This is a genomic window from Bartonella heixiaziensis, assembly GCF_046245125.2.
Lineage (GTDB): Bacteria > Pseudomonadota > Alphaproteobacteria > Rhizobiales > Rhizobiaceae > Bartonella > Bartonella heixiaziensis.
On the sequence record NZ_CP176404.1, the window covers coordinates 863,441 to 876,470 of the forward strand.

General features: G+C 42.7%; 10 protein-coding genes, 3 tRNA genes and 1 pseudogene. 2 read left to right on the forward strand and 12 right to left on the reverse strand.

Translation table 11 applies throughout. From position 1 onward, the window contains the following. Window positions 1-11: 11 nt before the first annotated feature. From nuoG to ACKC4Y_RS03825, 8 genes are all read right to left on the reverse strand, one after another. Window positions 12-2,081, reverse strand: a complete 2,070-nt coding sequence (gene nuoG, locus ACKC4Y_RS03790) for an NADH-quinone oxidoreductase subunit NuoG (protein ID WP_409362032.1) — start codon at window positions 2,079-2,081, stop codon at window positions 12-14. 68 nt (window positions 2,082-2,149) lie between these two features. After that, on the reverse strand, window positions 2,150-3,454 hold the full coding sequence (gene nuoF / locus ACKC4Y_RS03795) for an NADH-quinone oxidoreductase subunit NuoF (RefSeq protein WP_409362033.1): 1,305 nt from the start codon (window positions 3,452-3,454) through the stop codon (window positions 2,150-2,152). Window positions 3,455-3,599: 145 nt separating this feature from the next. Beyond that, a complete protein-coding gene (nuoE, locus tag ACKC4Y_RS03800) occupies window positions 3,600-4,274 on the reverse strand; it encodes an NADH-quinone oxidoreductase subunit NuoE (protein ID WP_409362034.1) in 675 nt (224 codons plus the stop codon). Continuing rightward, window positions 4,274-5,464, reverse strand: coding sequence for an NADH-quinone oxidoreductase subunit D (locus tag ACKC4Y_RS03805; RefSeq protein ID WP_409362035.1), 1,191 nt, complete (start codon window positions 5,462-5,464; stop codon window positions 4,274-4,276). The genes nuoE and ACKC4Y_RS03805 overlap by 1 nt, the downstream gene beginning before the upstream one ends. A 121-nt stretch (window positions 5,465-5,585) precedes the next feature. After that, window positions 5,586-6,194, reverse strand: coding sequence for an NADH-quinone oxidoreductase subunit C (locus tag ACKC4Y_RS03810; RefSeq protein WP_409362036.1), 609 nt, complete (start codon window positions 6,192-6,194; stop codon window positions 5,586-5,588). Between the two features lie 16 nt (window positions 6,195-6,210). Continuing rightward, window positions 6,211-6,792, reverse strand: coding sequence for a NuoB/complex I 20 kDa subunit family protein (locus ACKC4Y_RS03815; protein ID WP_409362037.1), 582 nt, complete (start codon window positions 6,790-6,792; stop codon window positions 6,211-6,213). Continuing rightward, window positions 6,783-7,148 carry an NADH-quinone oxidoreductase subunit A gene (locus ACKC4Y_RS03820; protein ID WP_409362038.1) on the reverse strand — a complete coding sequence of 122 codons (366 nt, stop codon included), beginning with the start codon at window positions 7,146-7,148 and terminating at the stop codon, window positions 6,783-6,785. Before ACKC4Y_RS03820 ends, ACKC4Y_RS03815 begins: the two co-directional genes overlap by 10 nt. Before the next feature lie 316 nt (window positions 7,149-7,464). Then, window positions 7,465-7,541 (reverse strand) — tRNA-Asp (locus tag ACKC4Y_RS03825). 176 nt (window positions 7,542-7,717) lie between these two features. On the opposite strand from ACKC4Y_RS03825, the gene ACKC4Y_RS03830 reads away from it, so the two are divergent. Further along, window positions 7,718-7,793, forward strand: a tRNA-Val gene (locus tag ACKC4Y_RS03830). 522 nt (window positions 7,794-8,315) lie between these two features. After that, window positions 8,316-8,405, forward strand: a tRNA-Ser gene (locus tag ACKC4Y_RS03835). A gap of 502 nt (window positions 8,406-8,907) precedes the next feature. Here ACKC4Y_RS03835 and ACKC4Y_RS03840 read toward each other — a convergent pair. From ACKC4Y_RS03840 to ACKC4Y_RS03855, 4 genes and pseudogenes are all read right to left on the reverse strand, one after another. Continuing rightward, window positions 8,908-9,909 carry a phage late control D family protein gene (locus ACKC4Y_RS03840; protein ID WP_409362142.1) on the reverse strand — a complete coding sequence of 334 codons (1,002 nt, stop codon included), beginning with the start codon at window positions 9,907-9,909 and terminating at the stop codon, window positions 8,908-8,910. Next, entirely contained in the window at window positions 9,909-10,163 is a 255-nt protein-coding gene (locus ACKC4Y_RS03845; RefSeq protein WP_375647897.1) for a tail protein X, read from the reverse strand. The genes ACKC4Y_RS03840 and ACKC4Y_RS03845 overlap by 1 nt, the downstream gene beginning before the upstream one ends. Further along, window positions 10,160-10,606, reverse strand: coding sequence for a phage tail protein (locus ACKC4Y_RS03850; protein ID WP_409360969.1), 447 nt, complete (start codon window positions 10,604-10,606; stop codon window positions 10,160-10,162). Before ACKC4Y_RS03850 ends, ACKC4Y_RS03845 begins: the two co-directional genes overlap by 4 nt. A gap of 13 nt (window positions 10,607-10,619) precedes the next feature. Next, window positions 10,620-12,961: pseudogene (locus ACKC4Y_RS03855) on the reverse strand (phage tail tape measure protein). Window positions 12,962-13,030: the final 69 nt, after the last annotated feature.

Below are 13,030 nucleotides of genomic sequence, written 5' to 3' on the forward strand. Positions count from 1 at the left end.
TCCCTCTGCCCTTACTCTACAGCTTGCATAGCACGATTCTTTGCAAGAGATGAACATTCTGCCATAACGGCAGAAGCACGTGCTATCGGATTTGTCAAATAAAAGTCTTTTACCATAGAAGGAAACGTTTGTGTTTCTAAAACAATCATTTGTGAACCAAGCGCTCTAAGATCATCTATATCAGAAGGCGCTATATCATCAATGGCACAAAGGTGTGGATAATCATTAAACAGACTCTGTCTTAATTGAGAAAGCGAATCAAAAGGAAGCTTTCGTTCTAAAATATCAGATAAAGCACGTAAAATAGCCCAATCTTCTTTTGCTTCACCTGGGGCAAACCCCGCCCGATTTGTCATTTGAACGCGCCCTTCTGTGTTCACATAAAGTCCTGATTTTTCAGTATAAGCTGATGCTGGCAAAATAACATCAGCAGCGTGCGCACCTTTATCACCATGACTACCAATATAAATCGTAAAAGCTTTTGTATTGGCTAAATCCACTTCATCAGCACCAAGTAAAAATAAAACTTCACAGGTTTTAAGAATATTTGCGACCCCAAGCTTGGAAGTAAAACCAATGTCCAATCCTCCAACAGTTGATGCAGCATTGTGAAGAACACCAAACCCATTCCATTTCTCGCTAAGAGCTCCAACACTATCAGCTAATTTTGCAAGATTTTTTAAAACAGATAAACCTTCCTTACCTGAAAGAGCTCCCTCTCCGATAAGAATAAGTGGCTTCTCAGCTTCTTTTAACACATTAAAAAACGCATCTTCACCACGAACAAGTGCACTCAATGCATTGGTACCTGCTCCAAGATAAGAATAAGGATAACGTAAATCGACCTTTTCCCCAATTAATGCGATGGGGAAATGTCCCATCCGTTGGCGCTTTAAAATACGTGCATTTAAAACCGCGGCTTCATAACGCGGATTAGATCCCACGATAAGCAATGCATCAGCCTGTTCAATACCTGCAATCGTCGGATTAAAAATATAACTTGAACGCCCTAATTCAGGAGATAAAACCATCCCTCTTTGACGACAATCAAAAAAATTTGACCCCAATGAAAGAAGCAATGTTTTAAGTGCGTACATTTCCTCAACAGACGCGAGATCTCCAGCAATCGCTCCAATTTTTTCTGGTAAGATTTTAGAAACCACCATTTTAATTTTTGCAAAAGCTTCTGTCCAACTTACAGGCTGAAATTTTCCATCTTTGCGTACATATGGCCTATCAAGTCGCTGAGTGCGCAATCCATCCCAAATAAAACGCGTCTTATCAGAAATCCATTCCTCATTTACATCTTCATTTGTACGCGGCATAATCCGCATCACTTCACGACCGCGGCTATCAATACGGATCGCACTACCAATTGCATCCATTACATCAATCGATTCCGTTTTAACCAATTCCCAAGGACGCGCATGAAACGCATAAGGTTTTGAAGTTAAAGCTCCCACCGGACAAAGATCAATAACATTTCCCTGTAATTCAGATGTCATTGCTTTTTCAAGATACGTCGTAATTTCAGCATCTTCACCACGACCTATCAAACCAAGCTCAGAAATACCCGCCACTTCTGTCGTAAAACGAACACAGCGTGTGCAATGGATACACCGTGTCATAACTGTCTTCACGAGTGGCCCAATATATTTGTCTTCTACAGCACGCTTATTTTCACTATAACGAGAACAATCACGCCCATAAAGCATCGCTTGATCTTGAAGATCGCATTCTCCCCCTTGATCACAGACGGGACAATCCAAAGGATGATTGATAAGGAGAAACTCCATAACACCTTCACGTGCTTTTTTAACCATTGCCGTGTTGGTAAAAATTTCAGGGACTTCACCATTAGGCCCTAGCCGTAAATCACGAACTCCCATAGCACAAGACGCTTGAGGTTTCGGGGGCCCGCCCTTAACCTCAACCAAACACATGCGGCAATTTCCAGCAATTGATAAAGATTCATGAAAACAAAAACGAGGAACTTCAGCACCAGCTGCCTCAGCAGCTTGAAGCAACGTATAGTAATCAGGGACTTCAATCTCTTTACCATCAACTTTGATATTTATCATCACTCATCCAGCCTGCGGATAACCCACTTAAAACTTGCATTCCGTTGCTCTTAGAACAAAATCCTTTATCACACCGCTTCCAAAGCAATATTTTTGCTTTGAACTACATTTCGCGTATAATCATCAATTCTACGCTCGATTTCCGGACGAAAATTACGTATCAACCCCTGCACAGGCCATGCGGCAGCATCACCAAGCGCACAAATAGTGTGCCCTTCAACCTGTTTAGACACTTCAAACAAAAGATCAATCTCGCGTTTTTGCGCTCTTCCCTCAACCATACGCCCTAAAAGACGCATCATCCAACCCGTCCCCTCACGACACGGTGTACACTGACCACAACTCTCGTGCTTGAAAAAAGCAGCTATACGCCAAATTGCCTTGATAATATCGGTTGATTTATCCATAACAATCATTCCCCCTGTACCAAAAGAAGATCCGACATCTCGCATCCCATCAAAATCCATGATCGCGTCGATCATATCCTCACCGCGAACGACTGGGCAAGAAGCCCCCCCTGGAATAACTGCTAAAAGATTATTCCATCCACCACGAACACCACCCGTATGTTTTTCAATTAATTCACGGAATGAAACACCAAGAGCGTCTTCAAATGTACAAGGTGCATTAACATGCCCTGAAACCATAAACAATTTCGTTCCAACATTATTTGCTCGTCCAATTGATGAAAACCACGAAGCGCCCCGCCGCAAAATCGTTGGAACAACGGCAATGGATTCTACATTATTTACTGTTGTCGGACAGCCATAAATCCCCATATTGGCAGGAAATGGTGGTTTAAGCCGAGGTTGTCCCTTTTTCCCCTCAAGACTTTCAAGAAGAGCCGTTTCTTCACCACAAATATAAGCACCTGCTCCATGATGAATAACAATATCACAAGCATGTCCATATTTCGTTTTTTTCCCAAGTAAACCTGCATCATAACATTCATCAACGGCAGCTTGAAGCGCTTCACGTTCACGAATATATTCACCACGAATATAAATAAAAGCGACATTCGCTCCCATAGCAAAAGTAGCAAATGCGCATCCTTCAATTAAAGTATGAGGATCATGTCGCAAAATATCACGGTCTTTACATGTTCCAGGCTCTGATTCGTCCGCATTTACAACCAAATAGTGAGGCCGGCCATCACTCTGTTTTGGCATAAAAGACCACTTCATTCCTGTAGGAAAACCAGCACCACCACGCCCACGCAAACCGGATGCCTTCACTTCATCAATGATCCAATTACGGCCTTTGTCAATAATCGCCTTGGTACCATCCCAATGCCCACGCAACATCGCAGCCTTTAATGATTTGTCTTTTAAACCATACAGATTGGTGAAAATGCGATCTTTATCAGCCAGCATACCCCACCCTTTTTTCTCTTTCCCATAGCATTTTTCGCTTTTCCTCAAATGCAATTTTTAAATATCTTTTCAAGACTTCTTACTTTTCGTTAAATGTTGCCATCATGGATAGAAGAATAAAATATTTTCTCAAGAAAAATACTTATTATGTTCCCATTCTTTCCTTATCCTTTTTTTGTGAAGACTTGAGAGATCTTTTTTTTTCTTTCTCATCATCAATAAGGGAAGTTAAACCACTAATCGGTTCCGATGATTTACGACTACTTTGCGGACCAACCGCTATCTCAGAACCTTTACCTGCTTCAAATGCATCAATAATTTCTTCAAGACGCTCAGCTGTAAGATCTTCATAAGTATCTTTAAAAATCATAACCATCGGGGCATTCACACAAGCACCAAGACACTCTACCTCTTCCCATGATAAGGTTCCATCCTGATTGGTAACAAAAGGTTCATGATGAATTTTTTTCTGACAAACTTTAATCAATTCACCAGATCCACGTAACATACAAGGGGTCGTACCACAAACCTGAATATGTGCCTTTGTTCCCACGGGTTTGAGTTGAAACTGAGTGTAAAAAGTTGCAACTTCCAAAACACGAATATAAGCCATGGAAAGAAGCTGAGCAACATGCTCAATCGCGGCACGTGTCACCCAACCATCTTGCTCTTGAGCACGCATTAATAATGGAATTACAGCAGACTGTTCACGCCCTACAGGATATTTCTTTATGGTATTTTTCACCCATATCTGATTTTCTTTTGTAAAAGAAAACTCTGTTGGCTGATAAACATCATCTGCAAGACGGCGCACGGACATTAGCGATCAACCTCCCCAAAAACAATATCAATCGAACCCAAAATAGCTGTAGCATCGGCCAGCATATGACCTCGGGTTAAAAAATCCATAGCTTGAAGATGAGCAAAGCCAGGAGCACGCAACTTAACACGATAGGGCTTATTGGTGCCATCGGAAACAAGATAAACGCCAAACTCACCCTTTGGAGCTTCCACAGCAACATACACCTCACCAGGAGGAGTATGAAAACCTTCCGTATAAAGCTTGAAATGATGAATAAGCGCTTCCATTGAACTTTTCATTTCAGACCGCTTTGGAGGTACAATCTTGCGATCTAAACTCGAAACCGGTCCATTTTTTTCAGTACTCAGTAAACGATCAACACATTGGCGCATAATTCTTGCTGATTGACGCATTTCTTCCATACGAATAAGATAACGATCATAACAATCACTATTTTTACCTACAGGAATATCAAATTCCATTTCATCATAACATTCGTAAGGTTGGCTTTTACGTAAATCCCATGGCACACCAGCACCACGAATCATAACACCAGAAAAGCCACGCGCCCAAGCTTCATCAATACTTACCACGCCAATGTCCACATTACGCTGCTTAAAAATCCGATTTGGCGTTACAAGCGCATCAAGTTTACCAAGAGCAACAAGAAAAGGATCAATAAAATTACCAATATCCTCAATTAAAGATTCTGGTAAATCTTGATGCACACCACCAGGGCGAAAATAATTTGCATGAAGACGTGCGCCACATGCACGCTCATAAAAAATCATCAATCTTTCACGTTGCTCAAACCCCCAAAGCGGTGGAGTCAAAGCACCAACATCCATTGCTTGCGTTGTTACATTAAGTAAATGATTAAGAATGCGCCCAATCTCTGAAAACAAAACACGGATTAACTGCCCTCGTTTAGGAACCTCAACACCTAATAGTTTTTCAATGGCAAGTACAAAAGCATGCTCCTGATTCATAGGAGCAACATAATCCAAACGATCTAGATAAGGACCTGCTTGAAGATAAGTTTTTGTTTCCATTAATTTTTCGGTACCGCGATGCAGCAGTCCAATATGGGGATCTACACGCTCAACAACTTCACCGTCCAATTCCAGAACCATGCGCAAAACTCCATGCGCTGCAGGATGCTGCGGACCAAAATTGATATTAAAGTTTCGAACATTGACCTCAGCCACAATTAACCCCTTGCTTTTTAACAAACTTTATATCAAGTTTTAATAAGAACTATTATCATATTGAAAACAATTAATTATTTAAGAGTTTCATTATTAATACCATACCTTATAAGCTCCAATATTATTTTTCACCACCTGCTTTTTCATTACATGGTAAAACATATTGAGCACCCTCCCAAGGAGAAAGAAAATCAAAATTACGCATTTCTTGTCGCAAAACAACAGGCTCATAAATCACCCTTTTTGCTTCATTATCATAACGGCATTCAACAAATCCAGTCACAGGAAAATCTTTGCGCAAAGGATGTCCTTCAAAGCCATAATCAGTTAAGATTCGCCTTAAATCCGGATGACCTGAAAATAAAATTCCATACATATCGTACGTCTCACGCTCATACCATTCCGCTCCAGGATAAATCGAGCAAGCAGAAGCAACGGGGGTATTTTCATCAGTCCGCACTTTCACACGTAACCGTAAATTACGACGAGGCGATAATAATTGATAAGAAACATCAAAACGTTTATCACGAGAAGGATAATCAACACCGCTAATGTCGGTAATATTAATAAACTGACAGTGAGAATCATCACGAACAAACGTTAAGACATCCGTAATTGCATCAAGACGTGATACAACGGTCAATTCGCCAAATGCGAGAACAGTTTCTTCAAGCTTATCTCCTAATTTGTTTTTCAAATAGGTAGCAAGCTCTCCCAATGCTTCATTCATAAACAACAAAAGCTCCCTATCGCTCTATTGATCCGGTACGACGAATTTTTTTTTGCAACAATAATATACCATATAGCAACGCTTCTGCAGTAGGAGGACATCCTGGAACATAGATATCCACAGGCACAATACGGTCACACCCACGAACAACTGAATAAGAATAATGGTAATATCCACCACCGTTTGCACATGATCCCATAGAAATCACATAACGGGGTTCAGGCATCTGATCATAAACCTTCCTTAAAGCAGGTGCCATTTTATTTGTTAGAGTACCAGCCACTACCATCACATCGGACTGACGGGGTGAAGCACGTGGCGCATACCCAAAACGCTCATTGTCGTAATGAGGCATTGAACATTGCATCATTTCGATAGCACAACAAGCCAAACCAAAACTCATCCACATTAAAGAACCAGTCCGCGCCCAAGTAATCAGAGCATCTGCTGAAGTAACTAAAAATCCCTTATCCGATAACTCAGCATTAATATCACGAAAAAAGCTATCGTCAGAACCTATTAACTCACCGGTATTGGGGTCAATAATCCCTTTTGTTTTTGGAGCAGTAAGCATTGAATTGCTAGATATTAATCCCATTCAAGAGCTCCTTTTTTCCATTCATATATAAACCCGACAGTTAAGAGTGCTAAGAATATAATCATCGACCAAAAACCAAATATACCTATCGAGCCAAATGAAACTGCCCAAGGAAAAAGAAAAGCAACTTCAAGATCAAAAATAATAAACAAAATCGATACCAGATAAAAACGAATATCAAACTTCATGCGTGCATCATTAAACGAATTGAATCCACATTCATAAGCCGATAATTTTTCTGGATCTGGGGAGCGATAAGCCACAATGTAAGGCATAATTAAAAGAACTCCAGCAATAACTGCTGAAACAATAATAAAGATTAAGACCGGTAAATAAGAACTCAATAAATCAGTCATAATCCTCTTCCACCTTAATGAAATGCCTGAATCAAGATAATCACTCAACACTGCTAGATCAAACAGACAAATCGCAATAATGATTCTATTAACTCTGCTCGTACTGCTTCAAGGGCATGTCGTGCGATATTTTTCTTACCGGCATAGGTAACGCAGAGAAAAGAAAGACGCAAGCCCTATTCTTGCAGACTACGTAAATAAGGAACAAAAGCTACATTCTAGGAACCACTCTGAAGCCAGCACCTTAATAGTTATATGCCCTATAAGCAAAATGTTCATGTTAAAAAAATGAAAATTCCTCAGAGGAATCATGAAATGGCGCGAGTGACGGGGCTCGAACCCGCGACCTCCGGCGTGACAGGCCAGCACTCTAACCAACTGAGCTACACCCGCGCACTTCTTATGAACCAACTGATTAATTGGTACAAGCGGTCGTGTAAGGGGTTCATGCGTTTATGTCAAGCAGCCTTATGCATTTTTTTTAAAAAATAATCAAACAACATCTTTATTCTTGCGTTTGGAAAAAAATTTCCTTAAAGAGGTCCCATTCAGTTGTCGATCATTGCATTGGGCGATTAGCTCAGCTGGTAGAGCGCCTCGTTTACACCGAGGATGTCGGGAGTTCGAGTCTCTCATCGCCCACCATCTAACTTTATATCGTTATTAAGTTATTGGTTCTTCATATTTTTATATGAGGAATATGCAAAAAATGAGAAAACAGGTTTTTCTAACGCTCTGCTCTAATTGTCGCGAATCATGGCTTTATTAGAGTTTTTAGCTGTATCAGAATTTTCTAAAAGGGGAGATGATATAGCTCTTCGTTAGTGACCTTTTGAGATGTGCGAAATATAGTCTCACACACCCATAAAATGGGTGAAATCGGTAATAAACAGATGATAAATTCTAACTTATTCATACATAGAGATATCATCTCCACATCTTGATGGTGTTAATTATTTCATGAAGAAGCTGTTGTTTTTTCTATTACCGTTTGAAAAAATTGCTCATCCTGAAATGAAATTGCTGATTTAAGAAGAAATTTTTGAATAAAAGGTGAATTAGAAATTATTTTTGATTCGCTTGCAAATAATTTTATTAAAAACGTTTAGAAATACATTTAAATGATTGACCTTTTGCAAGAACTTTGTAAGAAAACATATTCAGTTTGGAGGGGTGGCCGAGCGGTTTAAGGCACCGGTCTTGAAAACCGGCGTGCAGGAGACTGTACCGTGGGTTCGAATCCCACCCCCTCCGCCACAGAGCTTTTGCCTTTGTAGCTTGCCACTGTAGTTTGACTGTAGTGTAGCTGTATGTATGTAGCTTGCCAGCGGGTTTTGTATATTTTGCCACTAGGTTTTGTACCAATTTATTTTTTCTCAAAGAGTTTTTAAGGTGTTCTCAAAGGATCTTCAAAGACCTTTCAAAGATCATTTAAAGCCTCTTTTTCTTTTCTGCTCAAAATCACAATTTGAGATGATCAATCAAATTGACTGATAATTTTTCTGTATCCTAAGCATACTATCAAAAAGAGAAAAAGCGTTTAAGCAATTCGGTCAACTTGACCAAATTGCTCTTCAGTCTGCAATTGTGCAATGTTTGCACCATTGCTCCTTTTAGGAATTGGGTAAACATTACCCTATTGCTGTACTCATGCAATTGGATCAACTTGATCCTATTTCTCGTTTTAGCAATTGGTGCAAGTTGCACCTATTCCTCATCACGACCGATCAAAGGGTCAAGTTGCCCCTTTGATTTTCTGTCACTCAGAGGTTTCCTTTTCTCCTGCCTCCTTTCCCTTGTCTGGTGCTTCTAGTGTAATTTCTGTAGTGTATCCGCTTTGTTTTTCATAGCAGTGGGTGACGGTTGCAGCTTTCCATGGACCATTGATTTCGCCGCGAAACCCTTGCAATAAAAGAGGTTGATCCGCCATGATTTCGGGGCGCCCCGCAAGGGTCAAAGAACCACTGCCCACAGCACGACACAACCTGTCCGACTCGGAAGCAGCAGCAGCTCGTGCTTCCTCCTCACAAGTGTAACAAGTCCGTAAACGCCGCACGGGACCGCTAAACCCTGTCTGATGCTTGACTTGGCATTGCTGCCCTTTTGAGCGATCAAAATAAGAAGCTTCAATGGTGCCATATTGCGTGCGTGGCTCTAATGTGAATTCCCAGCTGGAACAGTCATGCTTATGGATGTCGAGTGCTGGTAAATTGTCACCGCTTAAAAATAAAAACTTATTGTCCTTGATCAAAAAGCGTGCCCGCATGCGGTCGGCAAGGCGGGTTAAAAAATCAACAGCCGATTGATCTGTACGAATCACATAAGGTAAAGTTTGTTGAGTGAACTGAGGACTGACCTTTGCTTGATAGCCATGGCGTTTGGCCAGTGTCTCAACAATCTCACCAACAGTTTTGTGATCAAAATGCTCACTCGCCTGTTCTTTGAGTTCTTTGCGCATCGAAGCACTTTTACCGCAAAGGCGTAAGATCTCTCCATCACTGCCCCCACAACTCACAACCGATTCGACAACAAAACGCCCCATAAAAGCACTGATGCTGTTCTCATAGCCAAAGATCACCTGCAGAGCGTTGCCCGTTTGTGGAACCTCTAAATCATTGCCACCATCATCAAACTCTGCTTCAAATGTATCGGCTTCATTACCGGCATGGTCAGTGATAGTTGCGGTTAAAAGACGCTGGTAAAAAACCTCATGAACAGGTTTGTCTCCTACCTTGACCACAATAAAAGGGTGTGTGCGCATTAATCCCATAACCGCTTCACCATGCTTTGGGGATTAGACAACACAAATTCAGGCAGAATAACCGTTAAGCCCCGCGGTAAAAACACACCATATTTGGCAATCTCTGGATTGGCTTCCAGTGTGGCTTCTAAATAGCCGTTTAGTGCCCCAACTTGGATGCGGTCCCTGAACACTGCCATGGCATGGTGAAAGCAGATGAGATCGAGACTCATATCCTCTAACTCTACAACAACATGCTTTTCTGGTATCTTCATAGAATTTGTCCCACCTGATATTGACCTTGCGGTTTTCCTCCATTGAAAAAGGGCAAGAGACTAATGGAATAGCGGATGCGTTGTGATTGACCAGAGCGACTGATATAGTCGTGGTCTTTATTGATCGTGGTGATCACCACGGGACCATGGAGAAGGACACTATAGGTCGTATCATTGATCCAACGAAGCATCTGGACAGGCTTTGCTCTTCGAATGGTTTGGGCGATGGCATCAATGGCTACACGGTCACCAAATTCTTCTGGAAACCAAACGCCATGAATAGTCTTTGCATCATTGCCATAGCCGGTAAATTGCAAACTGGGTGCCTTGCCAAAACGCTCTAGGCAAACCCATGTGGCAGAAAACTCTTCTTCGAAAGATTGGAAATTCAGCCAGTCCACATAAAATTGATGCGGTCCTAACATCATCAAAGGATCTCTCATAGGCTCCCTCCCCTCATTCTGTCCCGCCATGCAATGCATTAGCGCGTGCCCGTTGAATGGCGTGGGCAACCGCACGACCGGTGGCCACAGGATCACGGGCGCCATTGACATGCACCGTGACATTTTGATTGTGGGTGATGGTGGAGTGATCTTTGCCTCTTTGTTCGCTACCCAATGGATTTGCATGACCAGCCCCCGCAAATTGTGCAATCGGTTGAATGGCTGTTTTGCCGCCAAGCCAACTTGGCAAATGGAAAAGGTCCGATAAATCAACACTGCCAATCCATTCTCTGATGCGGCTTGGCAAAGATTTAAAAAAATCGCTCAACCTTGTGATGGGTGCCATAAAGCCATCGACAATCCAATTGGCCAAATCCTCCCCTGCTTGTTCCATACCGGCCTTGGCATCATCAGAGAGCTTTTCGCGAGCAAAAAAACTTCCCAACCAGCTCCAAAAGTTGGAAAGGCTTTGCTTAAAGCCATCCCATACATTGCCAAACCACCCGCCAATAGAGACAAGCCCCTGTTTGAACTTTTGCCAATGTTCAGAAAAATCAAAAGCAGCGGCGATAATGTTTTTCCATTTAGTGATGGTTGCACTATCAGCGCCAAAAAAACGCATGATGGCTTCAAAGGCACGACCAAAAGCGTGTGCTATCCCCCGTGCAAAGCCTTTGACAAAGGAAGAAAAACGATCCCAATATTTCCACAAAGTAAAACCAGCGGCAAGGATCACCGCCACAACAGCAGCAATCAGAGCCCCTATCGGGGTAAAAACAGCGCCAACCACAGAGGCAATACCTGCCCCAACCACTTCTATCACTGTGCCTATCCAACCAAAAGAGGCGGCGAATGCACTTCCTGAGACCATAACACCCCGAAACGCAGCCACGAGTAAAGTCATCGGGCGTAAAAGACGCAACGCGCTCCCACCAAGCCCTGCCATCAATAACTTCAAGGAACGCCCTGAGGCTGCTAAGCCACGCCAGCTTGTTTTAAGCTTACCGCTCACACCAACAAGTTTGATCAAAGAGCCTATCAACTGTAGCAAGCCAAGGCGTGTGCCAGCGAGGGTAAAGCGCAACACACGCAGAGCAATATTAAAAGCCATCAGGGCAGCAATGGTTTTGATGATGGCGCTTGTTAAAGTAGGATGAGCATTGGCCCATGCCATAAGCCCATTGGTAAAATTGCCAACACTTTCCATCAAACTGTTGAGGGGGGCAGAAGCACTTCACCAATGCTAATCCCCAAAGCCACAATGCGGTTTTGTAAGAGTTCAAATTGCCGCATGGCACCGGTTGCTTGTTTGTCCGCCTCTTGTTCTACGGAACCTTTAAAGACTTGTGGGTCTTTTACATAATCTAAAGCTTGCCCTAACAATTCAGGATTGCCCACCAATTTGGCAAAATCACCGGTAAAATCTCGCCCAGCAATGGCAATCAGCGAGCGCATCCCCTGTTCTGATTTGGCTAAAACATCAAAAAAGCGCACCAAGGTACCAGTGGCATCTTTGTCCAGATCTTGCATGAATTTTTCACGGGAAAGCCCGATATTAGCAAAAGCATCTTCAATATGTTTACCCCCTGCCTGTATGCGCGCACTCATGGCATTAAAACCACGCGCGGCACTCTCAGGGACGATACCAGCAGAAATCATCGCCGTGCCAAAAGCTGCTGTTTCACGGGCTGTGAGCTTAAACATGGTTGCCGCACCGGTGGCACGATTGGTAAAATCAGAAACTTCACTTGCCTTGGCCGCCATGTGGTTAGAGAGATGATTGATAGCATCGCCTAGATCTTCAATGCCTGCTTGATTAAGCTTAAAGACATTGCGCAACTTGGCAAAGCGCTCCCCAATCTGATCTCCCGTCATATCAAACGCTACAGCTGCTTTAGCGGCATAGATGCTAAAAGCTTCTAGATCTCGTTCACCAATCCCTGCTTGGCTGGCACTGGTCATCAGTTCCAAAACTTCACGCGCCGCTAGCGGAATCTTGGTGGAGGTTTCCAAAGCAAAACGGCGCAATTCCTTTAAGCGATGAAGGGGAGCATCGAGAACCTTTTCCAGGCCTTTCATCGATTGGTCAAATTGCATGGCTTTATAGAGCGGTGCAATTAAGGTTGCTGTTTGCGCAATGGCACCCACCATGCGCCCGCGGGCTTGGATAAAAGCATTTTCCGCATTCTTTGTCGCATCCTCAAGATGCTCAGGGTCAAACCACCCTTTAAAATGCTGCCTTGTCTTGTTTTGGAAATGCGCAACATCTGAACTAAAGGCTGCAAGATCACGCTTGGCAGAAGCTATCCCCTCTTGCAGATGATTGACAAAACGCACAACAAGGGAAACATCCATGATCGTCTCTTATCCTAACTGATGGCTTTCATATTCTTGGGCTTTAAGGCGTGCGAGTTCTTCTCGATA